We start from the raw sequence: 23,957 nt of genomic DNA, 5'->3' as shown, positions 1-23,957 counted from the left end.
AGGCATTGGCTTTACCTGGAGTGTCTTCTCATGGACATGAACCGTCGTAGCTTTCTGTCCAGCACCGCCGCCGCGGGCGGGATCACCGTGTTGCCCTTTGGCGCCCGCGCCGGCGGCCATCTGCCGAACGAATTCAAGACCTCGCAGGGCACGCTGACTGTCCACCCGGTGCATCATGCCTCGATCGTGATGGAGACGCCGGCCGGAGTGCTCTACGTCGACCCGGTCGGCGACATCGCCGACTATGCGGATTTCCCGGCCGCCGACCTGATCCTGGTAACGCATGAGCACGGCGACCACTACAACATGGACGTGCTGAAGGCGCTCAAGGCCGAGTCGACCCCGCTGTTGGCCAATCCGGCCGTGTTCGACATGCTGCCGGCCGAGCTCAAGCCCAACGCCAGCGCGCTTGCGAATGGCGCCACGGCCAGCCTGACCGGCGTGCAGGTGGACGCGATCCCGGCCTACAACATCACCGAAGAGCGCAAGAACTTTCACCCGCAGGGCCGCGACAACGGGTACATCCTGACGATGGACGATTTCCGTGTCTACGTGTCGGGCGACACCGAGGATACGCCGGAAATGCGTGCCCTGCAGGGCGTCGACCTCGCCTTTGTCTGCATGAACCTGCCCTTTACCATGCCGGCCGAGGCCGCGGCGGACGCCGTGCGCGCCTTCCGCCCGACCTTTGTCTATCCCTACCACTTCCGCGGCCGCGATGGCGGCACGCAGGACCCGGCGAAGTTCGCCGAACTGGTGGGCGATGCCGCGACGGTCAAGTTCGGCGACTGGTACGCGCCGGGCGAGTTGGGCTGACACCTGGTCACAAGACCAGGCGTTTGGGCGGGCGGGGAATTCCCCGCCCGTTGCATGTTCGCGGGATATCCTCCCCCTTGCCTTGATCAAGGGTGCCGCGCAGGATGATCGGGGAGGAGCGATCATGCTGGATGTCGCGGGATTCGACCTCAACCGCATCGGGCCGGCGTTCATCGAGAACCCGCACCCGGTGCTGCACCGGCTGCGCGCCGAACGTCCGTTGCACCGCAACGCGGATGGATCGGTCTACCTGACCCGGCATGACGATTGCCTCAAGGTCTACCAGAGCCGCCACATGTCGTCGGACAAGACCGAGGCCTTTGGCGCCAAGTTCGGCCGTTGCCCGCTCTTCACCCACCACACCACGTCCCTGGTCTTTACCGATCCGCCCTACCACACCGTGGTGCGCAAGCTGATCTCGGGCGCCTTCACCCCGCGCAAGCTGGCCGAGTTCGAGCCGCTGATCGACGGCATCGTCGACCGGCTGCTGGACCGGGTCGAGGAGCTGGGCGAGTTGGACCTGATCGAGGATTTTGCAAAGGTCCTGCCGACCGAAATCATCAGCTTCATGCTGGGCATCCCCGAAGAATATCGCGCGCGCCTGCGCGGCTATTCTCTGGCGATCCTGGGCGCGCTGGATCCTGTGGTCTCACCCGAGCGGCTGGCGGCGGGCAACAGGGCGGTGGAGGAATTCGGCGCGATCCTGAACGACCTCATCAGTTTCCGCCGTGCCCACCCCGAGGGCGCGCACCAGGGCGAGGTGCTGGACGCGCTGATCTTTGGTGAACATGACGGCCGGCGGCTGACGCAGGAGGAACTGATCCAGAACTGCATCTTTTTGCTGAACGCGGGGCACGAGACGACGACCAGCTTTGTCGGCAACTCGGTGGGCCTGCTGCTGGACAATCCAGTTCAGCACAGGATGCTGCGGGACGATCCGGACCTGATCACCCCCGCGGTGGAGGAATTCCTGCGGCTGGAGAGCCCCTTGCAGATTGGCAACCGGCTGGCGGGGGAAGACATCGAACTGTCCACCGGCGTGCTGCCCAAGGGGACCTACATCCACACCTCCATCGCGGCGGCAAACCGCGATCCGGCGGTCTTTGCCGATCCCGACCGGATGGACATCACGCGGCGGCCGAACCGGCACATTGCTTTCATCACCGGCATCCACGTCTGCCTCGGCGCGTCGCTGGCGCGGGTGGAGGGGCGCATCGCGCTGGGGAAATTCGTGGCGCGCTTTCCCAGGGTCCAGCCGAACGGGCCGCGCGTGCGGGTGCCGCTGGCGCGGTTCCGGGGCTATGCCACCCTGCCGGTGCGCGTGTCATGAGCGATGCGCCCGTTGTGGACCTGGACCCGGTGGACCTGACCGCCGACCCCTATCCCGCCTTGGGGCGCTTGCAGGCGGAGACGCCCATTGCCTACGTCCCGCAGCTGGGCGCGACACTGATCACCCGGCGCGACGTGATCCATGCGCAGGAAAAGCGGATCGAGGTATTTTCCTCGCACCAGCCGCAGGGGCTGATGACCCGCCTGATGGGCGAGAACATGATGCGCAAGGACGGCGAGGCCCACCAGGCCGAGCGGCGCGCCTGCTTCCCGGCCTTCAGCCCGCGCACGGTGAGGGACCGCTGGGCGGCGCAGTTCCGCGCGGCGGCGCAGGAGATCCTGGCCGAGTTGAAACCGCGCGGCCATTGCGACCTGGTGGCAGACTACGCCATGCGCCTGTCGGGCGAGGCGCTGCGGATCATCACCGGGGTGCGCGGCCTCAGCTGGCAGGAAGTGGACGCCACCAGCCAGGCGATGATCGACGGAATCGCCAACTACGCCGGTCACCCGGAGGTCGAAGCGCGCTGCCATGCCGCGACGGCGCGGATCGACGCGGCGATCGAAGCGCAGGTAGCCGACCCGCCGGACCTGTCCCTGCTGGATGTACAGTTGCGCGCGGGCCTGCCGATGGACAGCGTCAAGGCCAACATCAAGCTGGCGATTTCCGGCGGCCAGAACGAGCCGCGCGACGCCATCGCCGGTTGTGTCTGGGCGCTGCTGACCCACCCGGACCAGTTGGCGCTGATCGGCAGCGGCAAGGCGCGCTGGCAGGACGCCTTCGAGGAATACGCCCGCTGGATCGCCCCCATCGGGATGAGCCCGCGCCAGGTGGCGCGGCCGGATACCGTCGAGGGAGTGCGCTTTGACACCGGCGACCGGGTGTTCCTGATGTTCGGCATCGGCAATCGCGACCCGGCGGTGTTCGACCGGCCGGATGATTTAGACATCACGCGCGACACCGGGCCCAGCCTGGCCTTTGGCGCGGGGCCGCATTTCTGCGCCGGGGCGGCGGCTTCGCGCAGCCTGATCGCCGAGGTGGCGCTGCCCATGCTGTTCGACGCCTTGCCGGGGATGGCGCTGGACGGGCCCGTGCAATTCACCGGCTGGGCGTTCCGGGGGCCAAGGGCGGTGCCGGTGCGCTGGGAGACCTGACAGCAATAGACCCGCCGGAGAGGCTCCGACGGGTCCAGGTCTTGTCACCGACGTGAAGTGTCAGGCGGCCTTGCGGCGATTGCTGTTGCGACGCGGGCGTGCCGACTTGGGCGCGCCCTCGGAGCGGTAACCGCCGCCACCGCCACCGCCATTGCGACGGCCACGGCCGCCACCGCCACCGCCGCCGCGCGCGGGACGTTCCACTTCCCAGATCTCGCCGCCGGCCACGTCGATCTCGCGGCCCACCAGCTTCTGGATGGCGCGGAATTCGCCCATCTCCTCGGGCGAGCAGAAGGCGACGGCGGTGCCGTCACGCCCGGCGCGGGCGGTCCGGCCGATGCGGTGGACGTAGTTGTCCGGCACGTTCGGCAGGTCAAAGTTGTAGACATAGCGCACCGAGGGGATGTCAATGCCGCGCGCCGCCACGTCGGTGGCCACGAGCACAGTCAGTTCCCCTTCGCGGAAGGCGCTGAGGGCGCGGTCGCGCTGCCCCTGGCTCTTGTTGCCGTGGATCGACCCGGCGGAAAAGCCCTTGGCCTCGAGGTGCTTTTTCAGCCGCTCGGCGCCGTGCTTGGTGCGGGCAAAGACCAGCGCCGCCTCGGTGCGGTGCGCGTCCAGGTGGTTGGCCAGCAGCGAGGTCTTGTTCGACTGCTCGACGAAATGCACGCTCTGCGCGATCTTTTCCACCGGCTTGCCCGGGGGCGATACCTCGATCCGGATCGGATCCTTGAGATAGGCGGCGGCAATCTCGGACATCTGCTTGGGCATGGTGGCCGAGAACAGCATGGTCTGACGCTGCGCCGGCAGCAGCTTGGCGATCTGGCGCAGGGCGTGGATGAAGCCCAGATCAAGCATCTGGTCGGCCTCGTCCAGCACCAGGAAACGGGTCTGGTCTAGGTGCAGCGACTTGCGCTCGAGGTGGTCGATCAGCCGGCCGGGTGTGGCGACCAGCAGGTCGAGCCCCTTGGCCAGCTTCTGCGTCTGGGCGCCGATCGAGGAACCGCCGACCACGAGACCGATGCGCACCTGGGTGCCTTCGGCGTAGTCGCGCAGGTTGTCGAGGATCTGCTTGGCCAGTTCGCGCGTCGGCGCGAGGATCAGGCCGCGCGTCGTCTTGGGCGCGGCGCGCCCTTCCATCCGCATCAGCGCAGACAGCAGCGGCAGGCCAAAGGCAGCGGTCTTGCCGGTGCCGGTCTGGGCAAGGCCCATCACGTCACGGCCGTTCATGGCGTGAGGGATGGCCTGTTTCTGGATCGGGGTCGGGTCGGTGAAGTTCAGTGCGGCCAGGTTGGCCTGAAGGCGGGACGGAAGTCCCAGCATGTCGAAATCCAAAAGATCGTCCTTTGTGCGCAAAAGCGCGTGATGGCCCGGCGAATGTATCGCGCGGACGCTGGGTGCCCGGAACGCCGGACCTGCGCCGGATGCGCAAGGCCTGTCTCGGGTCTGGACCCATGCGTGATGTGGGAGCCATGTCAGGGATGGTTGCCGTGCGGACCAATGCGCCCAGCTGCCCCGCTCACGCGGCGGGTGCGGCAATAGGGGGGATATGGCGGCGAACCCCTCTCGAGTCAATGATTTATTCTGCGACGCAGCGGATGAACGCTGCGTGCCTTCGACATCAGGCCATCGGGCGGCGACAGCGGCAAGGCCCGCACAAGGGGGTGTCCGCCCGCGCCGCGCCCTTGCCATGTGCAGTCTCGCCCGCTATACGCGCCCGGTGGCCATCCGGCCCGACTCACAACAGCAAGAAAAGCCGTGGTTGACCCGTTACGCTTCGGGGGTCACATCCGGCAAGGAGAAGCGACATGAAACTGCATGAACTCCGGGACAATCCCGGCGCCACCAAGACCAAGAAACGCGTCGCGCGCGGCCCGGGCTCGGGCAAGGGCAAGACCGCCGGTCGCGGTATCAAGGGTCAGAAATCGCGCTCGGGCGTGGCTCTCAACGGCTACGAAGGCGGCCAGATGCCGCTGTATCAGCGTCTGCCCAAGCGGGGCTTCAACAAGCCCAACAAGAAGCATTTCGCCGTGGTGAACCTGGGCCTGATCCAGAAGTTCGTCGACGCCGGCAAGCTGGACGCCGCCAACATCACCGAGGAAACGCTGGTGTCGTCGGGCCTCGTGCGCCGCGCGCTGGACGGCATCCGCGTGCTGGCCAAGGGCGAGGTTTCCTCGGCACTGACCATCACGGTCACCGGCGCTTCGGCCTCCGCCATCGAGGCGGTCGCCGGCAAGGGCGGCTCGCTGACCGTTGCTGCGGCAGCCGCGGAATAACGCCCCGCGCCGCACCTGCGGCGCAATCGCGGCTTGTGAGCGGCGTCCCAGCCGCTTACATGTCCATTAAGTTTTCCAATGCGCGCCGCCCGACGGAAAACCGTCCGGGCGGCGTTTGAGCGAAAAGAGAGATCCGCATGGTATCCGCTGCAGAGCAAATGGCCGCCAACACCAGCTGGGCGGCGCTTGGCAAAGCCACCGACCTGCGCAACCGCATCTTCTTCACCCTCGCACTGCTGATCGTCTACCGCCTGGGCACCTACATCCCCGTTCCGGGGATCGACGGTGCGGCGCTGCGCCAGTTCGTCGAGGCGGCAGGGCAGGGCGTTGCAGGCATGGTGTCGATGTTCACCGGCGGCGCGCTGGGACGCATGGGGATCTTCGCGCTGGGGATCATGCCCTACATCTCGGCCTCGATCATGGTGCAGCTCCTGACGGCCATGGTGCCGGCGCTGGAGCAACTCAAGAAAGAGGGTGAGCAGGGCCGCAAGAAGATCAACCAGTACACCCGCTACGGCACCGTGGCGCTGGCGATCCTCCAGTCCTATGGCCTGGCCGTCAGCCTCGAGGCCGGCGACCTGGTGACCGATCCGGGCTGGTACTTCCGCGCCTCGTGCATGATCACCCTGGTCGGCGGCACCATGTTCCTGATGTGGCTGGGCGAGCAGATCACCCAGCGCGGCATCGGCAACGGCATTTCGCTGATCATCTTCGTCGGCATCATTGCCGAGGTTCCCGCCGCGCTGGCGCAGTTCTTTGCCTCCGGCCGGTCGGGCGCAATCAGCCCGGCGCTGATCGTCGGGGTGATCCTGATGGTCGTGGGGGTGATCACCTTCGTGGTGTTCATGGAGCGGGCGCTGCGCAAGATCACCATCCAGTACCCGCGCCGCCAGGTCGGCATGAAGATGACCGAGGCGCAGTCCAGCCACTTGCCGGTCAAGGTCAACCCGGCCGGCGTGATCCCGGCGATCTTTGCCTCGTCGCTGCTGCTGCTGCCGGTCACCATCTCGACCTTCTCGGGGGGTGACAGCGCCAGCCCGATCATGTCGACGATCCTGGCCTACTTCGGCCCCGGACAGCCCCTGTACCTGCTGTTCTTCGGCAGCATGATCGTGTTCTTCGCCTACTTCTACACCTTCAACGTCTCGTTCAAACCCGATGACGTTGCCGACAACCTCAAGAACCAGAACGGTTTCGTTCCCGGCATCCGCCCCGGAAAGAAGACGGCGGAATACCTCGAATACGTCGTGAACCGCGTGCTTGTTCTGGGGTCGATGTACCTGACGGCGGTCTGCCTGCTGCCCGAGATCCTGCGCACGCAATATGCCATTCCGTTCTACTTTGGCGGCACCTCTGTCCTGATCGTGGTCAGCGTGACCATGGACACGATCCAACAGGTCCAGAGCCACCTGCTGGCTCATCAATACGAAGGTCTTATTCAGAAATCGCAACTGCGCGGCAAGGGTAAGACACGCAAGAAACGGGGAGCGCCGGCGCGTCGATGAACATCATACTGTTGGGACCGCCAGGGGCGGGGAAGGGGACGCAGGCGCGCCTTCTGGAAGAAGAGCGCGGCATGGTGCAGCTGTCCACCGGGGACATGCTGCGCGAGGCCAAGGACAGCGGCACCGAGATGGGCAAGATCGTCGCCGACGTGATGGCACGCGGCGAACTGGTCACCGACGAGATCGTGATCGGGCTGATCCGCGAAAAGCTGGAAACCGTGAAGTCGAACGGCTTCATCTTCGATGGCTTCCCCCGCACGCTGGCGCAGGCCGACGCGCTGGGCGACCTGCTGCGCGAGGAGGGCCAGTCGCTGGACGCGGTGATCGAGATGCAGGTGGACGATGCCGCGCTGGTGGCGCGCATCACCGCCCGCGCGACCTGCGCCAATTGCGGCGAGGTCTACAACGACCACACCAAGCCGATCCCGGCGGATGGCGTCTGCACCGCCTGCGGTGAAAAGGCCGAGTTCAAGCGCCGCGCCGACGACAACGAGGACAGCCTCAGGACCCGGCTGATGGAATACTACAAGAAGACCTCGCCGCTGATCGGCTACTACTATGCCAAGGGCGACCTGAAGTCGATCGACGGCATGGGCGACATGGCCACGGTCAAGGCCGAGATCGACGCCATCCTGGGCTGAGGTCAGACCTCGTGGACAAAAGCGCCGCGCCTGATCCGGGTGCGGCGCTTTTTCGTGTTCGGGGGACAATGGGGCGGTCAGCCATCAAGCTCCAGGTTCATGCGGAACTCTGCCGTCGTGTCGCCGGAAGGGCAGGGTACATCGGGCACCGGCACGCCCGGACCGGCGCCGATGACAGACAGGGGCATGTGGATATCCCGAAGAATGCTGTGTTAGGCCAGCTTGGCAAGCGCCGCGTCCCGCCTCTGGCAAAACGTCGAAGGGCCGTTGGAACAATGTGCTTGACAGGGGGTTGACGTTCTGCGCCTGCCCCCATAGTTAGCCCCATCCCGCTGGGATACCCACGTCCGAATCGTGTCTTGCGGTTAGGGCAGATCACCTGAGATATGACAGACGCCCGGCGGCCGCGCGCTCCGGGCTTCCGTTGTGAAAAAAGGGCCTGGAGCTACGGGCTCGCAACGAAAGGAATACAGACTTGGCACGTATTGCCGGCGTCAACATCCCGACCAACAAGCGCGTCCCGATCGCGTTGACCTACATCCACGGCATTGGCCCGGCTGTCGCCAAGGCCATCTGCGACGCGACCAACATCGACCAGTCGCGCCGCGTGAACCAGCTTTCGGACGCCGAAGTGCTGGCGATGCGCGAATACATCGACGCGAACCTGACCGTCGAAGGCGACCTGCGCCGCGAAGTGCAGATGAACATCAAGCGCCTGATGGACCTCGGCTGCTACCGCGGCCTGCGCCATCGCCGCAATCTCCCCGTGCGCGGTCAGCGTACCCATACCAACGCCCGTACCCGCAAGGGCCCGGCCAAGCCGATCGCCGGCAAGAAGAAGTAAGGGGAGAACGGAAACATGGCACGCGATACACGCCGCGCTGGCGGCAAGAAGAAGGTTTCGAAGAACATTGCTGCCGGTGTGGCGCATGTGAACTCGTCCTTCAACAACACCAAGATCCTGATCTCGGACGTGCAGGGCAACGCGATCTCCTGGTCGTCCGCCGGCACCATGGGCTTCAAGGGCTCGCGCAAGTCGACCCCCTACGCCGCCCAGCTCGCCGCCGAAGACGCCGGCAAGAAGGCGCAGGAACATGGCGTCAAGACACTGGAAGTCGAAGTTCAGGGCCCCGGTTCGGGCCGTGAATCGGCGCTGCGCGCTCTGGCTGCCGTCGGCTTCAACATCACGTCGATCCGTGACGTGACCCCGATCGCGCACAACGGATGCCGGCCGCCGAAGCGCCGCCGCGTCTGACCAGCGGAACAGGATAATACGGGGCCGGGTCTTTGCCCGGCCTCGTGTCGTCGTTTTGAAACCTCGGGCGTCGGCTCCTTTGGACATGAGGGGCTGGCAGGTATGGAGGGAACTGCATGATCCACAAGAACTGGGCTGAACTGATCAAGCCGACGCAGCTTGAGATCAAGCCGGGCGCCGATCCGTCGCGCATGGCGACCGTCGTCGCAGAACCGCTGGAGCGTGGCTTTGGCCTGACGCTGGGCAACGCCCTGCGCCGGGTGCTGCTGTCGAGCCTTCAGGGCGCGGCCATCACCTCGGTGCAGATCGACAACGTGCTGCACGAGTTCTCCAGCGTGGCCGGTGTGCGTGAAGACGTCACCGACATCATCCTGAACCTCAAGGGTGTGTCGCTGCGCATGGAAGTCGAAGGACCCAAGCGCCTGTCGGTGACCGGCAAGGGCCCGGGCGTCGTCACCGCCGGGGACATCGCCGAGACCAACGGCATCGAGATCCTGAACCGCGAACACGTGATCTGTCACGTGGACGAAGGCGCCGAAGTGTACATGGAGTTCACCGTGAACACCGGCAAGGGCTATGTCTCGGCCGACAAGAACAAGCCGGAAGACGCCCCGATCGGCCTGATCCCGATCGACGCGATCTATTCGCCGGTCAAACGGGTCGCCTACGAGGTGCAGCCGACCCGCGAGGGCCAGGTGCTGGACTACGACAAGCTGACCATGAAGGTGGAGACCGACGGCTCGGTCACGCCCGAGGATGCCATCGCCTTTGCGGCGCGCATCCTGCAGGATCAGCTGTCGATCTTCGTGAACTTCGAAGAGCCCGAGTCGGCCACCCGTCAGGATGACGACGACGGCCTCGAGTTCAACCCGCTGCTGCTCAAGAAGGTGGACGAGCTGGAACTGTCGGTGCGCTCGGCCAACTGCCTGAAGAACGACAACATCGTCTACATCGGCGACCTGATCCAGAAGACCGAAGCCGAGATGCTGCGCACCCCGAACTTTGGCCGCAAGTCGCTGAACGAGATCAAGGAAGTGCTGTCGGGCATGGGCCTGCACCTGGGCATGGACGTCGAGGACTGGCCGCCGGACAACATCGAGGACCTGGCCAAGAAGCTGGAAGACTCGTTCTGAGTAAAGGTGGGTTGAAAACCCACCCTACGGCGAGGCGGAGACGCCTCGTCCGGGCCACGTGCCCCAAGGAGAGCGGCCCGCACGCATGGGCTGCCGGACAAAGCAAAACCGCCCGTAGAGGGCAAACGGAGTAAGACACATGCGTCACGCAAAAGGCTACCGCCGCCTGAACCGCACCCACGAGCACCGCAAGGCGCTGTGGGCGAACATGGCCGGCTCGCTCATCGAACATGAGCAGATCAAGACCACCTTGCCCAAGGCCAAGGAACTCAAGCGCGTCGCCGACAAGCTGATCACCCTGGGCAAGCGCGGCGACCTGCACGCCCGCCGCCAGGCGGCCGCGATCCTGAAGGAAGACAAGGACGTCGCCAAGCTGTTCGAGATCCTCGGCCCGCGCTACGCCGAGCGTGCAGGTGGTTACACCCGCGTGCTGAAGGCCGGCTTCCGCTATGGCGACATGGCGCCGATGGCGATCATCGAACTGGTCGACCGCGACGTCAGCGCCAAGGGCGCCGCCGACAAGGCGCGCGTGGCGGCTTTGGAAGAAGTCGAAGAGTAACTTCGCCTCTTCAACGGATTGAGGGCCCTGCCGGCGACGGCGGGGCCTTTTTCTTGATGCGAGGCGCAGTTGTCGGCGCGGCGCCGGGGAGTATTTGAGCAGAGAAGAAGCCCGGGGTCAGTCCTGTCGCGGCGGGGTGCGCATCCATCGGGCCAGCGCGGCGAGGTCGCTGCCCAGCCCGGTCTGCACGCTGTCGGCGGCGGCGTGGCGCGCGGCATCGGGCTTGTTCTGGTTGAGCTTGAAGGTGCTCTGGACGTCGTCAATCTGCAGCCTGAAGGGCAGGATCATGCGCAGGAAGCGTGTCCTGGTGTCGGCGGTCATCTTGTCCATCGTCCAGGGCGGTTTGGGCTGCAGGCGTGCCTCAAAGGCGGCGCTCTGGTCCGCCAGCATGGGTTCCAGGTCTTCGATCGGCAGCGGGTGCAGCGTGCCGGTCAGGTGGACTGCGAGGTAATTCCAGGTCGGTACCTGGTCATCCAACCCGTACCAGTCGGGCGAGATGTAGCCGTCCGGCCCGCTGACGGCCAGCGTGGCGGCGAGCGGCTGCGCGCAGGCGCGGCAGATCGGGTTCGAGCGGACAAGGTGCAGCCGGGCCTGCGTGCCATCGTCCGACAGCAGGAACGGCACGTGCGACAGCAGCGGCGCGCCCTGCGCAGAGAGCGCCAGCAGGCCAAACCCGCGCGTCCGGGCAAGGCTGAGAGCCTCCTGCGCGGCGGTCTGGCGGAAGGTGGGGTTCGGGTGCACGTCTCAGGCCGTCAGCTGGTGGCCGGACTGGCCGGTGATCGTGCAGCGCACGATCTGGCCGACCGGCTGCGGCGTGGCAAAGCGGACCTCGGTGAACTGTTCGGTGCGGCCCATGTCCGGCGCCTCCGTCAGCACCGCATGGGCGCGGCCCTGCTGCGCTTGCAGGTGGGTCTGCACGCGGGCGTCACCGGCGGCGCGCAGGCGGGCGGCGCGGTCCTTGATCACGGCGCCGTTGACCTTCTGCGGGATGCGGGCGGCGGGGGTGCCGGGGCGGGACGAGTAGGGGAAGACGTGCAGCCAGGTCAGGCCGCAGTCCTCCACCAGCTTAAGGCTGTTGTCGAAATGCGCCTCGGTTTCGGTCGGGAAGCCTGCGATGATGTCGGCGCCAAAGGTCATGTCGGGCCGCAGCTTGCGCGCCTCTTCGCAGAAACGGATGGCGTCGTCGCGCAGGTGGCGGCGCTTCATCCGCTTGAGGATCAGGTCATCGCCGTGTTGCAGCGACAGGTGCAGGTGGGGCATCAGGCGCGGCTCGCTGGCGATGGCAAGCATCAGGTTCTCGTCCGCCTCGATCGAATCGATGGACGACAGGCGGAGGCGGGGCAGGCCGGGGACAAGGCGCAGGAGGCGCATCACCAGGTCCCCCAGGCGCGGCGCGCCGGGCAGGTCCGCGCCCCAGGAGGTCAAGTCGACCCCGGTCAGCACGACCTCGTTGTAGCCCTGGTCGACCAGTCGCAGGACCTGGTCCACGACCACCCCGGCGGGGACCGAGCGCGAGTTGCCGCGGCCATAGGGAATGATGCAGAAGGTGCAGCGATGGTCGCAGCCGTTCTGGATCTGGACGTAGGCGCGCGAGCGGGTGCCAAAACCGTCGATCAGGTGGCCGGCGGTTTCGGTCACCGACATGATGTCGTTGACCTGCACCTTTTCCGTCTCGCCGATGAAGTCGGCGGCAAGGCCCTGCCAGGTCTCCGGGGCCATCTTTTCGGTATTGCCGATGACGGCGTCGACCTCCGCCATGGCGGCAAAGCTGTCCGGGTCGATCTGCGCCGCGCAGCCGGTGACGATCAGCCGGGCGTCGGGGTTTTCGCGGCGCAGGCGGCGGATTTCCTGCCGGGCCTTGCGGACGGCCTCCTGCGTGACGGCGCAGGTGTTGATCACCACGGCGTCGCCCAGCCCGGCCTGCTCGGCCAGCGCTTTCATGGCCTCCGTCTCGTAGGCGTTCAGGCGGCAGCCCAGGGTGGTGAACCTGGGCGCGCTCACGGGTGCGCCCTCAGCCAGGCGGCAGTGAACTGGCCGTCGAAGACATGGGCGGAGGCGCCGGTCATCCAGACGCCATCCTCGCGCCAGTCGACGTGCAGCGTGCCGCCGTCGAGGTCGATCCGCACCTTGCGCCCGGTCAGCCCCCGGCGCGCGGCGGCGACGGCGGTGGCGCAGGAGGACGAACCGGAGGCCAGCGTCACGCCGACCCCGCGTTCCCAGACGCGCATGCGGATGTGATCGGGGCCTATGATGCTGGCCACCTGCACGTTGGTGCGCTGCGGGTAGAGCGGGTGGTATTCGTAACGCGGGCCGAACTGCTCCAGCGGGATCGCCTCGGCATTCTCGACAAAGAAGGTGCAATGCGGGTTGCCCATGCCGGTCGCCGTCGGGCTGCCCTCGATCGGCAGCTCCAGCGTGTCCATGGCCTCGGCCAGCGGGATCTCGGGCCAGTCCAGCTGCGGCGGCCCCATGTTGACCGAGGTCAGCCCGTCGCCCGCGTCCACCGCCCGAAGCGTGCCGCGATCTGTGGTCAGGGTCAGCTGGGCCTGGCCGGTCTGGTCCATGATGTGCCGCGCGATGCAGCGCGTGGCGTTGCCGCAGGCGGCCGAGGTGGAGCCGTCCGAGTTGTAGAAGGTCAGGTGTGGCTGGTCGCCGCGCAGCGCGATCACCGCCAGCTGGTCAAAGCCGACACCTGTGTGCCGGTCGGCGATGGCGGTGATCCGGGCAGGGGACAAAGGGACGGCGCCCGTGCGGGCGTCGATCACCACGAAATCATTGCCGAGCCCGTGCATCTTCATGAAGGGCAGAGGGTGCGCATCCTGTGTCATGGCGCGGCATATACGCCCCTTGCTCGGCGCTTTCCAGTGGCGGTGCAAGCACGGCGGCCGGACCACGAAAAAAACGTGATTTTATGGCTTGACCATGTCGGGCGCTCTTCTTAGACAGGCGCTCCGTGGGCCGTTAGCTCAGTTGGTAGAGCAACTGACTTTTAATCAGTGGGTCGCAGGTTCGAATCCTGCACGGCTCACCACTGAAATCAGAGAGTTGGACTGATGATTTGCGTGCCGCAGGCGCGTCCCGGCGTCGTTTTCAGGTCTTTGAGGAACTGCATTTCAAGCGGAATACAGGGCCCCCTGTGAGCAACCCGGTATTTGAGCCCAATTGCCCGGTCGAAATGCGGGCTGGTTTAAGCCTCGCGACCGGGCTTCATACGTTTTCCGGAGTATAGATATCAAAACTCAGGGCGACGCGTTGCGCGCCGCCATCGGCACCGGATCGCCGTGCCTTGATCATGGTCTGGATCGTCTCGGTCGCGAGGGTCTGCATGGGGTGAGAGATGACCATGCTGAGCGTCCCGTCGATCAGCGCGGCGCGGGTGGCATCGAACAACTCATACCCGACAGCGACAAAATCCGAGCGGTGAGGCGCGTCGCGCAGCGCGGCGATGGCACCGGTGATCCCGCCGCCTGATACAAACAGCCCGCAGAGGTCGGGATGCTGCTTCAGCAGTCCTTCGACCAACTCGCGCGCCGCAGCGGCCGATTCATAGGTGGCAATGGGCTCCAGCAGGGTGAAGGCGCTGTTGTGTTCGCGGAAATAGGACCGAAAGCCACTCTCGTTCATTTCCTGGTTCCGGTAGCGGTGGTTGCCGAGGAGGATGCCGATCTTGCCCGGTTGCCTGACGATGTTGACAAAGGCCCAGGCGGCGGTGCGCCCGACCTTCCAGTTGTCCAGCCCGACAAAGCTCACGTTGCCGGAGGCGGACAGCGGGGCGATGATGGCGGTGACGGGCACGCCGCGGGCCATGACCGTGTCGATGGCATCGGCAACCAGGGGATGCTGCGCAGCGACCAGCGCGACAGAGTCCGCTTCGTTCGACAAGGCCACCAGTTGCGCTGCGACCTTGTCGGGGGAAAGGTCGTCCATGTAGCTCAAGGTCAGTTCGACCGAGCACCCTGTCTGCGCCGAGGCCGCCCGCCGCAGGGCAGCCCCGAGGTTGTTGTAGAAGGTCCGGCCTTCCTGTTGCAAAAGGATGCCCAGCCGGTGGGTTTCCTGGCCGGCGCGCACCGCGTGCTGGATCGTGCCAAGCCCGTAAAAACCGATTTCCTCGGCGGCGTTCATCACCCGTTGGCGGGTCGGTTGGCGGACTGAGTCGGGCTGGTTCAGAACCCGGTTCACGGTCGACACGGAAACGCCCGCCGCTTCGGCCAGGTCGGGGATGGTCGGTCGTTTCATCGCGCGCCCTCGGTTCATTTGGTTTCAAAAGCTGGCCAAGTTGATCTGAAATGATACGAAAAGGGCCGATAGGTTTAAGATATCTTGATTTGATCTGGATCAACCTGTCAAGAAAATCTGCATCGCGGGGACATCATTTAAGTTCGAGTCGCCGCTTGTGGGAGGATGCAGAATGGACGACCTGCAATACGGCGCCCGAGACAAGCGCGGCAACTGGACGCCCGGCACGCCTCTTCATGTCGCGCCTTTCTGGGAAGGGCGCTGGAGCCGGATGGGCCATTTCGTGGTGGAGTACCTGTGGCCGTGGAACGCCTTTCACATGACGGTCACGCTGGCCTATTGGTTCCTGATCATCCAGCCCAACCTGGCTGAGTTCTCCACCTGGTCGTGGAAATGGGTCGCGATCCTCTATGCGATCAACGCGGGCGGCATCTTTGTCATGTATGGCTCGATCGAGCTGTTTTACTACGTCAAGCGCATCCAGGGCACGCGCTTCAAGTACAACGCCAGGTTCCCGGCCGAAAACCCGTCTGACGTGTTCTGGTTCAAATCCCAGAACCTCGACAACTTCCTGCGCAGCTTTTTCGTGTCGATCCCGATCTGGACGCTGATCCAGGTGATCTTCTTCTGGTGCCATGCCAACGGCTACCACGCCTTTGCCTGGCTGGGCTGGGAACAGCACTGGCTGTGGTTGGTCGTGCTGACGCTGCTGGTGCCTGCCATCCACGAAATCCACTTCTTCTGCGGCCACTGGCTGATCCATCAGGGCGCGCTCTACAAGCATGTCCACTCGGTCCACCACAACTCGATCAACCCAAGCCCGTGGTCCTCGATGTCGATGCACCCGGTGGAATCCGCGATCTTCTTTTCGGAAATGCTGTGGCACCTGCTGATCCCGTCGAACCCGGTGGTGGCGCTGTTCCAGCTGAACTCGACGGCCTATGGCGCGATCAACGGGCACATCGGCTTTGAAAAGCTCGAGTTCGACGGCGAAGCGGGCGACAAGGCGATGAACAGCCACGCCTACGCCCATTACCTGCACCACAAGTATTTCGAGGTGAATTACGGCGGTGAGGGGCTTGTTCCGCTCGATAAGTGGTTCGGCACCTGGCACGACGGCTCCAAGGATGCCGACGAACAGATGAAGGCCCGTTTTCGCGCCAAGAAGGAGCGCCTGAAGGCCAAACAGTCCAAGGCGACCCCGGCGGAATAGCCGGATCGGCCCGCGAAGAGGCGGGCCGAAAGACCCCAAGCACAACCAATCGCCGCACTGCGCGGCACATCGGGAGGAGACCCACATGAAACCGAGCAAGATCCTTGCCACCGCGGTGGTCATGGCGCTGGGCGCCGGCACGGCCCATGCCGAAGGCGCAAACATCTTTGTCATCGGCGGCAAGCCCGACGATCCGTTCTGGTCCATCGTCAAGAAAGGCGCCGAGGATGCCGGTCTGGTCGTCGAAGCGCAGGGCGGAAAGGTGACGTGGCTCGGGCCGCAGAACTACGACAACCTGGGTGTCGACGCGGCGGAACTGATCCGCCAGGCGATCGACCAGGGCGCCACCGGCGTCGTCGGTCCCAACTGGGTGCCCGAAGCGATGGACCCGGCGTTCCAGGCGGTTGTCGATGCGGGCATTCCGCTGGTGATCTACAACGCCGGTGGGATCGCGGCAGCGGACCGTCTGGGCGCGCTGAACTACGTGGGGGCGGTCGACTACAAGGCTGGCGTCGCTGGTGGCGAATGGCTGGGCAACAATGGCGCAACCAACGGGTTGTGCGTGAACTCGCTGCCGGGTGCGGCCAACATCGAAGACTACTGCAACGGCTTTGCCGAGGGCATGGCCAACGCGGGCAAGACCGCCTCGACCATGCCGCTGCCCGCCACCGCGCAGGGCAATGTGACCGCTGTCGCCCAGGCCGTGCGCGCGCATCTGCTGCAGAACCCGGAGATCGACGCCGTGTTCGCCACCGCCAACCTCGACGCCGTCGGCATCGTGCAGGGCATCCAGCAGGCGGGCAAGGCCGGTCAGGTGCAGGTCTGCGGCATCAACTTCGATGAAGCGATCCTGAACCAGATCTCGACCGGCGCACAATCCTGCGCCATCGACCAGCAGGGCTATCAGCAGGGCTTTTACGCCGTGTCGATCCTGAACGGTCACATCAACTACGGCCTGTCGATCCCGACGCGTGAAATCCTGACCGGCCCCGGCGTCGTCGATGCCACCAACATCGCGGCCACGATGACCGGTGCCAAGTCCGGCACGCGCTGAGCGTCCAAGACATGGGGTCGCGTCCGTCGCGGCCCCATCAAGGCAGGACCGACAGGCTGTCCGGGGGGAGAAACATGTCAACTGATCCAACAGAGAAACGCGACATGGCCGATACGGTCGGCCAGCTGATCCGGCGGCCCGAATTCGGCACGCTGATCGGGACGGTCGTCGTGTACGTGTTCTTTGCGTCACTCGGTGGCTCGGTCTTTCTGGGTGCGCCGGGCTGGTCGGCCTTTCTGACCATGGCGGCCGAGGTCGGCATCATCGCCTTGCCCGTGGGCCTGCTGATGATCGCGGGCGAACTCGACATCTCGGTTGGCGCGGTCGTGCCTGCCGCGGCCCTGACCACGGCGCTTGTCTCCGGCCATTATGACCTGCCCACGTGGTATGGCGTCTTTGCCGGGCTGGCGGTTGGACTTGGCGTGGGTTTCGTCAATGGCCAGCTTGTGACGCGCACGGGCATTCCATCGCTGATCATCACCATCGGAACGATGTTCGGCACGATGGGCCTGACGCTGGGCTTTACCGTGATGATCGCCGGATCGACCGGTGTCTTCATGACCCCGGACCCCTCGGCCAAGGCGCTGCTGGGGTCGTCGATCAACTTCATGTTCCGCGCGACGATCTTCTGGTGGATGGGTTTCGCCGGGCTGGTCTATTTCTTCCTGCACCTGTCACCCTGGGGGAACTGGGTGTTCGCCCTGGGCGGCGACCGCGAAAGCGCGCGCAACGCGGGTATCCCGGTCACCCGCACCACGATCGGGCTGTATATGCTGAGCGGGTTCGCGGCGGCCTTTGTCGGGGTCAGCCAGGTGCTGACCTTCGGCAGCGCGCAGGTCGCGGCGGGGCAAGCCTTCATCTTCAACTCGATCATGTGCGTGGTGATCGGCGGCGTGCTGCTGACCGGCGGATCGGGGTCGGTGATCGGCATCGTTCTGGGCACCCTGACATTTGCCATCGTCAACCAGGGCATCTTCTTTTCCGGGATCGACCCGAACTATGGCTCGATCATCATCGGCGCGCTGCTGCTGATCGCGGTAATGTCGAATGATAGCTTCCGCAGCCTGGCGCTGTCCTATGCTACCAAGAAAAAGGCGGGCTGAGCCATGCGCGATGCTTTCGGAACCTTCCTCCGCCAGCCCGGTGCGGGCGCCGTCCTGAGCCTGATCGGCATCCTGCTGTTCTTTGTGATTTTCGGCGGCGTCGACCTGGTCAGCCTCATGGGGGCGGCAAGCTGGGTGAACTTCGCGGCCAACATGGGCCTCGTTGCGATCCCGGTCGGGCTGCTCATGATCGCCGGGGAACTGGACATCTCGATCGGCGCGATGATCCCGGCCGGCTCGATGACGGTCGCCATCGTCTCCGGCCACTACGAACTGCCGATCATCTTCGGCATGATCGCGGCGCTGGGGCTGGGGGTGATCGTCGGCACCATCAACGGTATGCTGACGATCCGCACCACGGTGCCGTCGCTGATCATCACGCTGGGCACGCTGGTGGCCATGCAGGGGATCGTGCTGACCGCCTCCAAGGTGCTGACCGGCGCCGCGAGCGTCGCCGTCACCGCGCCGGGCTGGGCCAAGTTCGCCTTTGGCAGCCTGATGGGGGCCAGTCACCAGGTGATCATCGTCTGGTGGGTGATCGCGGCGGTCGTCTTCTGGTTCGTGGTCCACAAGCAGCGCTTTGGCAACTGGCTGTTCGCCATGGGCGGCGACCGCGAAAGCGCGCGCAACGCCGGTATCCCGGTAGACCGCATGACAATCACGCTGTTCATCCTGTCCGCCACCGCCGCCAGCTTTGTCGGCATGTGCCAGGCGATCCTGTTCAACTCGGCCCAGGTGTCGGGCGGCATGGGGATCATCTTCAACGTGATCGTCAGCGTGGTCGTCGGAGGCACACTGCTGTCCGGCGGGTTCGGATCGGTGATCGGCATCTTTGTCGGCACGTTGACCTTCGCGGTGGTCAACCAGGGCATCTATTTTACCGAGATCGACCGCAACTGGTCGAACCTGATCATCGGCGCGACGCTACTGGTTGCCGTCGCCATGAACGAGAGCTTTCGCTCGCTGGCCCTGTCACTGGTCCCGCGAAAGAAGAAACCGGTAACCGCGGCAAAAGCCGTCGCCCGGCTGTAAGCAATATCGACCGGCGTTGTCTCTGGGAAGCTGACCTTTGGCATCGTGTTCCAGGGGATCAAATTCACCGCCTTCGACAAGGACCTGAACATGCACTTCATCGGGGCGATGATTGTGAGCGACACCTTCCGAAACCCGGCGACCAGCGCGTCGACCACCAAGACAAAGTGAGGGCAACAGATGTCTGACAAGACCCCCGTTCTGGAGATGCGCAAGGTCGACAAGAGCTTTGGCCCGATCGACGTGCTTCATGAAATCAGCCTGAAGGTCAACGAAGGCGAGGTGCTCTGCCTTCTGGGCGACAACGGTGCCGGCAAATCGACGCTGATCAAGACGCTGTCCGGTGTCTATCAGCCGACCCGAGGTGAGATGCTGATGGACGGCAAGCCGGTCCGCTTTGACCGCCCCCGCGACGCGCAGGAAATGGGCATCGCCACGGTGCACCAGTTCGGCGGCACCTACCCGCTGATGTCCATCGGGCGCAACTTCTTTGCCGGCAATGAGCCCACCAGGGGGATCGGCCCGTTCAAGGTCTTTGACCGGCACAAGGCGAACCGGATCGCCGTGGACGAGGTCCAGAAGATGGGCATCACCCGCATCACCGATGGCGACCGTCTCGTCGGGGGCCTGTCGGGGGGCGAACGGCAATCGCTGGCCATCGCCCGCGCGGTGTATTTCGGCGCGCGCGTGCTGATCCTGGACGAGCCGACCGCCGCGCTGGGGGTGAAACAGGCCGCGCACGTGCTCCGCATCGTGAACGAGGCCAAGCGGCGCGGTCTGGCGGTGATCTTCATCACCCACCAGGTCATGCACGCGATGGCGGTGGGCGATCACTTTGCCGTTCTGATCCGGGGCGCCATCGCCGCCGACTTCCGCAAGGGTGAAAAGACCCGCGAGGAAATTGCCGACCTGATGGCCGGGGGCGAATCCATGGCCGATCTCGAAGCGAATATCGAAGGCTACATGGACACTCATGACGGACATGTGCCGGAACCCGCGCATTGAGGCACCCGCCCGGGGCCTGACCCGGGATCACCACACTTCATCGAAAGCACGAAACGAATGACCCTTCGCATTGCCGTCATCGGCGCCGACCACGCCCGCATCGTCGCCGAGGCGCTTCCCGGCGCAATCCTTCAGGTGGTTTGCGACATGGATGCTGCCCGCGCCAGGTTCATCGCCGACCGGGACGGGGCCGAGTCTGCAAGCGACGCGCAGGCCACCATCGCCCGCGACGACGTGGACGCCGTGATCGTCACCTCGCCCGATTTCACCCACGCGCCGCTGAGCCCCGCCTGTATCGAGGCGGGCAAGGAGGTGATGCGCGAAACGCCCCTCTCGCAGTCCTCGGCGGAACGCCTTGACGTGATGCAGGCCGAAGAGACTGCTGGCGAGCGGCACATCATGCAGGGCTTCATGCGCCGCAACGATCCGGCCTGCCGGCAGATGCGCAAGGTCCTGCACCATGGCAGGATCGGCCGCGCGCTGATGAGGCACAACTGGCACCGCAACGTGGCGACGCCCGCCGCCGCTTTCGCCGGCACGATCTCGACCAACCTAGTCAGCCATGCGCGCGTCGATCAGGACGGCGCCAGGACCCTGGGACACGATCCCGACTGGCGCGACCGCGACGCCGAGGCCTGTCGCCGGCAGAACCGGGCCTTTGTCAAATGGGCGCGGGGCGGGGCCTATCCCGAATTGGCGTCCTCCGCCTGGGACGGCTACGCCGCCGCCGGGATCGCCGAGGCGGGCGCGCGCGCTTTGGCGAGTGGTGCGCGTGAAGACACCTCCCTGGTCTCCAGGCCGGCGTTCTGTACATGAAACCGGGTTTCGTATCCGACAGCTACGGGGGCATGTCCTTCACGGCCGTGGTGGACAATGCGCAGCGCATGGGTGTCGGCAGGGTCGAGGTCAACGCCTGCGGCTGGTCTGCTGCGCCGCATTGCTGGGTGGCTGGCCTCACGAACAATGCCAAGGCGTTGCCCGCGCCCTGCCGTCAGGGCAAAGATCCCCATCTCCGGCACGCGATGCCGGAGACCGCAAACCCCTGTCACGATGGACCGGCCACCCCGGCCGCCTGACACCAACGAGGAGAACAATCATGGCACAATGGGTAGATGCCTGCGCGACGGGCGATGTCGACGCCGAGGACGTGATCCGCTTTGATCACGGTGCGCGGACCTTTGTCATCATCCGCGATCACGAGGACAATTACTATTGCACCGACGGTCTGTGCACCCACGAGGATGTGCACCTGGAGGGCGGGCTGGTGGTCGAGGCGACCATCGAATGCCCCAAGCATTCCTCGATCTTTGATTGCAAATCCGGCGAGGTCGAAACCCCGCCGGCCTGTGAGAGCCTTTGCACCTACCCCGTCAAACTCGACGGCGGCCGGGTTTTCGTCGAGATATGAACCGGGCGAGCAAGCGCCTGCAAAGACGCTTGTCCAAGGCGCTCCGAAGCGCCTTGCCCCCGTCCCAAATGGAGCGCGCGACATGACGTTTCAACTGGCTGCCTGCGCCGAGATGCTCTGGCGTGACAAGCCCATCGACTGGCGGGCCTCGCGCCTGAAGGAGATGGGCTTTGGTGTCGGTCTCTGGAACTGGCCGGAACACGACCTGGCCAGGCTGGAGGCCACGGGCGCGAATTTCACCATCATGAACGGATACTTGGTGGGGCGGCTGTCGGATGCCGAGGGCGCCGATGCGCTGCTGGCCTCTGCGCATGAAACCGCGCAGGTCGGCAAGCGGCTGGGCGTCGACCGGCTGAACCTGCACGGCACGGGCCTGGGCGACAGGGGCGTGCCGATCCCGCTGATCGGGTCCTTTGCGCCGGGCTTTGAACAGCGCGCCCGCGACACGCTGCACCGCATCTGCGATATGGCCGAGGGGGAGGGCGTGACCTTCACCCTGGAAAACCTCAACCCGATCGACCATCCCGGTTGCCCGTTTGGCAGCACCGCCGAGGTGCTGGCGCTGGTCAGCGCCGTCAACCGCCCGCAGTTGCGCATCAACCTCGATCTCTACCACACGCAGATCGGCGAGGGCGACCTGATCCGCTGGTGCCGGGCCTGCCTGCCATGGATCGGCGAAGTCCAGGTCGCCGACAACCCGGGCCGCTGCGAACCGGGCACGGGCGAGATCAACTACGCAGGTGTCGCCAAGGCCCTGAACGACATGGGCTATCGCGGCCCGGTCGGGATGGAGGCCTTTGCGGCAGGCGATCCCGAAGCCGCGCTCGACGCCTTTCGTGCAGCCTTCACGGTTTAGTGGTGGGGGGCATGGTCATCCTCGGGGCAGGGGGGCGCGGCGGGCATCGGGCCGGACAACGCCACGTCGAAGGACATCCGCGTCTTCGACGAACTCGATGACCGGGCGGCCGTCGACGCCGACGTGTTGGCCGACCCCGAACAGAACCTCAAGCGGCTGATGAAAGCCGCGTGAGCCAACACAGGATTGACACATGTATCACAACCGTCCGCACGTCGAAGACATCCGCGCCATGAAGGCGCGCGGCGAGAAGATCTCGATGCTCTTCGTCACCACCCCCGAGGAAGCCGCCGCCGCCCACGCCGCGGGCATCCACATGCTGTCCATCGAGGGCAAGTTCTTTGACGCCGAGATGCGCGAGGCGGCGGGCGATTGCTTTGTGCAGGTCGGTCTTCCCTACGGCGGCTGGGGCCGGTTCGAGGGCCGTGCCATCGCCACCGGCGAGGACTACCTCCGCGCGGCCTTCCACTACGCGGGCCTGGGCGGCGACGCCTATTACTGCTCGGCCAGCTATGACATCCAGAAGCTGCTCTGCGACAACCACTTGCCGGTCGTCGGGCACATCGGCCTGATCCCGTCCTACATCACCTGGACCGGGTGGCGCGCCGTGGGCAAGACGGCGGACGAGGCCGCGAAGCTGTGGAAACACGCCCGGATGCTGGAAAGGATCGGTGTCTTTGCCGCCGAGCTGGAGGTTGTTCCGGATCGCGTGGCCAGGTTCCTGACCGAGAATTCGTCGCTCGTCATGCTGGGCATGGGCGCGGGCAGATATGCCGACGCGCAATACCTGTTCACCGAGGACGTGTGCGGCTATGGCAGGAACCACATGCCACGTCACGGCAAGGCCTATCGCAACTTCGCCCCCGAATTCGAACGCCTGCAAAACGAACGCATCGCCGCGTTCCGGGAATTCAAGGCCGACGTCGATAGCGGTGGCTATCCCGAGGCGGGTCATTCCGTGGCCATCAAGGATGACGAATTCGACGCCTTCATGGCACAGGTGCAGGGCTGATGCTTTGGATCGGCGCTGTGCCGACCTCGATGACGGACCGATCATCGCGCGGGACATCATTCCTGTCACGCATGTGCACGGCTGCGAGGATGAGGTGTCGCTGGGCCGCGATGTCGGGGCACAGGTGATTGCCCGCGCCATCCATACCCGTATTCATGGCCGCGTTTTCTTGAACGGGACCAAATCCGTGCTCTTTCCAGCCTGTTCGGGTCCCTGCGCGTCGGAGCGCATGGGCAGATGAAAGGGGATGGCAAAAGGTCCAGCCCCCTGCATCTGATCACGATCGGCCGCGCGGGCGTGGATATGTACGGCGCGCAGATTTGCGGACGGCTGGAGGATATGTCCTCTTTCGGAAAGGCGATCAGCCGCGCCGGT

At 65.3% G+C, this 23,957-nt stretch carries 26 protein-coding genes and 1 tRNA gene; 22 read left to right on the top strand and 5 right to left on the bottom strand.

The genetic code is table 11. The features are described from left to right. The first annotated feature begins 30 nt into the window (after window positions 1-30). The 3 genes from MAA8898_RS16985 (at window position 31) to MAA8898_RS16975 (ending at window position 3,297) form a co-directional block, all read left to right on the top strand. Window positions 31-816 carry an MBL fold metallo-hydrolase gene (locus tag MAA8898_RS16985; protein WP_094022221.1) on the top strand — a complete coding sequence of 262 codons (786 nt, stop codon included), beginning with the start codon at window positions 31-33 and terminating at the stop codon, window positions 814-816. Window positions 817-940: 124 nt separating this feature from the next. Continuing rightward, entirely contained in the window at window positions 941-2,146 is a 1,206-nt protein-coding gene (locus MAA8898_RS16980; protein ID WP_094022220.1) for a cytochrome P450, read from the top strand. Next, window positions 2,143-3,297: a cytochrome P450 gene (locus tag MAA8898_RS16975; protein ID WP_094022219.1), complete on the top strand. Its 1,155-nt coding sequence runs from the start codon at window positions 2,143-2,145 to the stop codon at window positions 3,295-3,297. The genes MAA8898_RS16980 and MAA8898_RS16975 overlap by 4 nt, the downstream gene beginning before the upstream one ends. 60 nt (window positions 3,298-3,357) lie before the next feature. Here the strand turns inward: MAA8898_RS16975 and MAA8898_RS16970 are convergent, their stop codons facing one another. After that, entirely contained in the window at window positions 3,358-4,617 is a 1,260-nt protein-coding gene (locus tag MAA8898_RS16970) for a DEAD/DEAH box helicase (protein WP_094022357.1), read from the bottom strand. 485 nt (window positions 4,618-5,102) lie between these two features. Between MAA8898_RS16970 and rplO the strand changes: the two genes are divergently transcribed. The 7 genes from rplO to rplQ all read left to right on the top strand — a co-directional run bounded on the left by rplO (window position 5,103) and on the right by rplQ (window position 10,663). Continuing rightward, window positions 5,103-5,570 (top strand): 50S ribosomal protein L15, encoded by a 468-nt coding sequence (gene rplO / locus MAA8898_RS16965; RefSeq protein ID WP_094022218.1) that lies wholly within the window; start codon window positions 5,103-5,105, stop codon window positions 5,568-5,570. 137 nt (window positions 5,571-5,707) lie between these two features. Next, window positions 5,708-7,075, top strand: a complete 1,368-nt coding sequence (gene secY, locus MAA8898_RS16960; protein ID WP_094022217.1) for a preprotein translocase subunit SecY — start codon at window positions 5,708-5,710, stop codon at window positions 7,073-7,075. Then, entirely contained in the window at window positions 7,072-7,716 is a 645-nt protein-coding gene (locus MAA8898_RS16955; RefSeq protein WP_094022216.1) for an adenylate kinase, read from the top strand. The genes secY and MAA8898_RS16955 overlap by 4 nt, the downstream gene beginning before the upstream one ends. 475 nt (window positions 7,717-8,191) lie before the next feature. Beyond that, window positions 8,192-8,560 carry a 30S ribosomal protein S13 gene (rpsM, locus tag MAA8898_RS16950; protein ID WP_094022215.1) on the top strand — a complete coding sequence of 123 codons (369 nt, stop codon included), beginning with the start codon at window positions 8,192-8,194 and terminating at the stop codon, window positions 8,558-8,560. 15 nt (window positions 8,561-8,575) lie between these two features. After that, on the top strand, window positions 8,576-8,971 hold the full coding sequence (gene rpsK / locus MAA8898_RS16945; protein ID WP_094022214.1) for a 30S ribosomal protein S11: 396 nt from the start codon (window positions 8,576-8,578) through the stop codon (window positions 8,969-8,971). A gap of 116 nt (window positions 8,972-9,087) precedes the next feature. Beyond that, window positions 9,088-10,104, top strand: a complete 1,017-nt coding sequence (locus tag MAA8898_RS16940; protein ID WP_094022213.1) for a DNA-directed RNA polymerase subunit alpha — start codon at window positions 9,088-9,090, stop codon at window positions 10,102-10,104. A gap of 139 nt (window positions 10,105-10,243) precedes the next feature. Beyond that, window positions 10,244-10,663, top strand: coding sequence for a 50S ribosomal protein L17 (rplQ, locus tag MAA8898_RS16935; RefSeq protein ID WP_094022212.1), 420 nt, complete (start codon window positions 10,244-10,246; stop codon window positions 10,661-10,663). Window positions 10,664-10,780: 117 nt separating this feature from the next. Here rplQ and MAA8898_RS16930 read toward each other — a convergent pair whose 3' ends face one another. From MAA8898_RS16930 to dapF, 3 genes are read right to left on the bottom strand one after another with little or no spacing between them, the layout of a single operon-like run. Further along, entirely contained in the window at window positions 10,781-11,404 is a 624-nt protein-coding gene (locus tag MAA8898_RS16930; RefSeq protein WP_094022211.1) for an FMN-binding negative transcriptional regulator, read from the bottom strand. A gap of 3 nt (window positions 11,405-11,407) precedes the next feature. Beyond that, window positions 11,408-12,664, bottom strand: a complete 1,257-nt coding sequence (mtaB, locus tag MAA8898_RS16925; RefSeq protein ID WP_094022210.1) for a tRNA (N(6)-L-threonylcarbamoyladenosine(37)-C(2))-methylthiotransferase MtaB — start codon at window positions 12,662-12,664, stop codon at window positions 11,408-11,410. Beyond that, window positions 12,661-13,491 (bottom strand): diaminopimelate epimerase, encoded by an 831-nt coding sequence (gene dapF, locus MAA8898_RS16920; RefSeq protein WP_094022209.1) that lies wholly within the window; start codon window positions 13,489-13,491, stop codon window positions 12,661-12,663. Before dapF ends, mtaB begins: the two co-directional genes overlap by 4 nt. Before the next feature lie 127 nt (window positions 13,492-13,618). On the opposite strand from dapF, the gene MAA8898_RS16915 reads away from it, so the two are divergent. Next, window positions 13,619-13,694: transfer RNA gene (locus MAA8898_RS16915), tRNA-Lys, on the top strand. A gap of 176 nt (window positions 13,695-13,870) precedes the next feature. Here the strand turns inward: MAA8898_RS16915 and MAA8898_RS16910 are convergent. Continuing rightward, window positions 13,871-14,899 (bottom strand): substrate-binding domain-containing protein, encoded by a 1,029-nt coding sequence (locus MAA8898_RS16910; RefSeq protein ID WP_094022208.1) that lies wholly within the window; start codon window positions 14,897-14,899, stop codon window positions 13,871-13,873. Window positions 14,900-15,071: 172 nt separating this feature from the next. Here MAA8898_RS16910 and MAA8898_RS16905 point away from each other — a divergent pair, with 172 nt between their 5' ends. The 11 genes from MAA8898_RS16905 to MAA8898_RS16860 all read left to right on the top strand — a co-directional run bounded on the left by MAA8898_RS16905 (window position 15,072) and on the right by MAA8898_RS16860 (window position 23,582). After that, a complete protein-coding gene (locus MAA8898_RS16905) occupies window positions 15,072-16,112 on the top strand; it encodes a sterol desaturase family protein (RefSeq protein WP_094022207.1) in 1,041 nt (346 codons plus the stop codon). 85 nt (window positions 16,113-16,197) lie between these two features. Continuing rightward, the gene (locus tag MAA8898_RS16900) at window positions 16,198-17,166 is read left to right on the top strand and encodes a substrate-binding domain-containing protein (protein WP_094022206.1); all 969 of its coding nucleotides are present in this window, start codon (window positions 16,198-16,200) and stop codon (window positions 17,164-17,166) included. Between the two features lie 74 nt (window positions 17,167-17,240). After that, window positions 17,241-18,269 carry an ABC transporter permease gene (locus MAA8898_RS16895; RefSeq protein WP_094022205.1) on the top strand — a complete coding sequence of 343 codons (1,029 nt, stop codon included), beginning with the start codon at window positions 17,241-17,243 and terminating at the stop codon, window positions 18,267-18,269. A gap of 3 nt (window positions 18,270-18,272) precedes the next feature. Continuing rightward, complete coding sequence (locus MAA8898_RS16890; protein ID WP_094022204.1) at window positions 18,273-19,301, top strand: ABC transporter permease; 1,029 nt, start codon at window positions 18,273-18,275, stop codon at window positions 19,299-19,301. A gap of 45 nt (window positions 19,302-19,346) precedes the next feature. Then, complete coding sequence (locus MAA8898_RS27090) at window positions 19,347-19,472, top strand: hypothetical protein (RefSeq protein WP_281252894.1); 126 nt, start codon at window positions 19,347-19,349, stop codon at window positions 19,470-19,472. Window positions 19,473-19,481: 9 nt separating this feature from the next. Then, window positions 19,482-20,306: an ATP-binding cassette domain-containing protein gene (locus MAA8898_RS16885; protein WP_094022203.1), complete on the top strand. Its 825-nt coding sequence runs from the start codon at window positions 19,482-19,484 to the stop codon at window positions 20,304-20,306. Between the two features lie 57 nt (window positions 20,307-20,363). Beyond that, window positions 20,364-21,122 (top strand): Gfo/Idh/MocA family protein, encoded by a 759-nt coding sequence (locus MAA8898_RS16880; protein WP_094022202.1) that lies wholly within the window; start codon window positions 20,364-20,366, stop codon window positions 21,120-21,122. Between the two features lie 32 nt (window positions 21,123-21,154). Continuing rightward, window positions 21,155-21,382: a hypothetical protein gene (locus tag MAA8898_RS26585; RefSeq protein WP_217900512.1), complete on the top strand. Its 228-nt coding sequence runs from the start codon at window positions 21,155-21,157 to the stop codon at window positions 21,380-21,382. 20 nt (window positions 21,383-21,402) lie between these two features. Next, on the top strand, window positions 21,403-21,714 hold the full coding sequence (locus tag MAA8898_RS16870) for a MocE family 2Fe-2S type ferredoxin (RefSeq protein WP_094022200.1): 312 nt from the start codon (window positions 21,403-21,405) through the stop codon (window positions 21,712-21,714). 82 nt (window positions 21,715-21,796) lie between these two features. Continuing rightward, complete coding sequence (locus MAA8898_RS16865) at window positions 21,797-22,570, top strand: TIM barrel protein (protein ID WP_094022199.1); 774 nt, start codon at window positions 21,797-21,799, stop codon at window positions 22,568-22,570. Between the two features lie 193 nt (window positions 22,571-22,763). Continuing rightward, on the top strand, window positions 22,764-23,582 hold the full coding sequence (locus MAA8898_RS16860; RefSeq protein WP_094022198.1) for a 3-methyl-2-oxobutanoate hydroxymethyltransferase: 819 nt from the start codon (window positions 22,764-22,766) through the stop codon (window positions 23,580-23,582). The last annotated feature ends 375 nt before the right edge of the window (window positions 23,583-23,957 follow it).

This window comes from Antarctobacter aquimaris (assembly GCF_900184945.1).
Classification (GTDB): domain Bacteria; phylum Pseudomonadota; class Alphaproteobacteria; order Rhodobacterales; family Rhodobacteraceae; genus Maliponia; species Maliponia aquimaris.
The sequence above is the reverse complement of the archived record's forward strand: the minus strand, read 5'-3'. Positions and strand labels throughout refer to the sequence as shown.

Bases quoted from the DNA above. Each gene is read 5' to 3' on its own strand.
- rplO (WP_094022218.1), top strand. From the start codon at position 5,103: ATGAAACTGCATGAACTCCGGGACAATCCCGGCGCCACCAAGACCAAG.
- MAA8898_RS16980 (WP_094022220.1), top strand. From the start codon at position 941: ATGCTGGATGTCGCGGGATTCGACCTCAACCGCATCGGGCCGGCGTTC.
- MAA8898_RS16905 (WP_094022207.1), top strand. From the start codon at position 15,072: ATGGACGACCTGCAATACGGCGCCCGAGACAAGCGCGGCAACTGGACG.
- MAA8898_RS16890 (WP_094022204.1), top strand. From the start codon at position 18,273: ATGCGCGATGCTTTCGGAACCTTCCTCCGCCAGCCCGGTGCGGGCGCC.
- MAA8898_RS16885 (WP_094022203.1), top strand. From the start codon at position 19,482: ATGTCTGACAAGACCCCCGTTCTGGAGATGCGCAAGGTCGACAAGAGC.
- MAA8898_RS16975 (WP_094022219.1), top strand. From the start codon at position 2,143: ATGAGCGATGCGCCCGTTGTGGACCTGGACCCGGTGGACCTGACCGCC.
- MAA8898_RS16860 (WP_094022198.1), top strand. From the start codon at position 22,764: ATGTATCACAACCGTCCGCACGTCGAAGACATCCGCGCCATGAAGGCG.
- MAA8898_RS26585 (WP_217900512.1), top strand. From the start codon at position 21,155: ATGTCCTTCACGGCCGTGGTGGACAATGCGCAGCGCATGGGTGTCGGC.
- rpsK (WP_094022214.1), top strand. From the start codon at position 8,576: ATGGCACGCGATACACGCCGCGCTGGCGGCAAGAAGAAGGTTTCGAAG.
- MAA8898_RS16870 (WP_094022200.1), top strand. From the start codon at position 21,403: ATGGCACAATGGGTAGATGCCTGCGCGACGGGCGATGTCGACGCCGAG.
- MAA8898_RS16865 (WP_094022199.1), top strand. From the start codon at position 21,797: ATGACGTTTCAACTGGCTGCCTGCGCCGAGATGCTCTGGCGTGACAAG.
- rplQ (WP_094022212.1), top strand. From the start codon at position 10,244: ATGCGTCACGCAAAAGGCTACCGCCGCCTGAACCGCACCCACGAGCAC.
- secY (WP_094022217.1), top strand. From the start codon at position 5,708: ATGGTATCCGCTGCAGAGCAAATGGCCGCCAACACCAGCTGGGCGGCG.
- dapF (WP_094022209.1), bottom strand. From the start codon at position 13,491: ATGACACAGGATGCGCACCCTCTGCCCTTCATGAAGATGCACGGGCTC.
- MAA8898_RS16910 (WP_094022208.1), bottom strand. From the start codon at position 14,899: ATGAAACGACCGACCATCCCCGACCTGGCCGAAGCGGCGGGCGTTTCC.
- MAA8898_RS16880 (WP_094022202.1), top strand. From the start codon at position 20,364: ATGACCCTTCGCATTGCCGTCATCGGCGCCGACCACGCCCGCATCGTC.
- MAA8898_RS16900 (WP_094022206.1), top strand. From the start codon at position 16,198: ATGAAACCGAGCAAGATCCTTGCCACCGCGGTGGTCATGGCGCTGGGC.
- MAA8898_RS16985 (WP_094022221.1), top strand. From the start codon at position 31: ATGGACATGAACCGTCGTAGCTTTCTGTCCAGCACCGCCGCCGCGGGC.
- MAA8898_RS16970 (WP_094022357.1), bottom strand. From the start codon at position 4,617: ATGCTGGGACTTCCGTCCCGCCTTCAGGCCAACCTGGCCGCACTGAAC.
- MAA8898_RS16895 (WP_094022205.1), top strand. From the start codon at position 17,241: ATGTCAACTGATCCAACAGAGAAACGCGACATGGCCGATACGGTCGGC.
- MAA8898_RS16955 (WP_094022216.1), top strand. From the start codon at position 7,072: ATGAACATCATACTGTTGGGACCGCCAGGGGCGGGGAAGGGGACGCAG.
- MAA8898_RS16940 (WP_094022213.1), top strand. From the start codon at position 9,088: ATGATCCACAAGAACTGGGCTGAACTGATCAAGCCGACGCAGCTTGAG.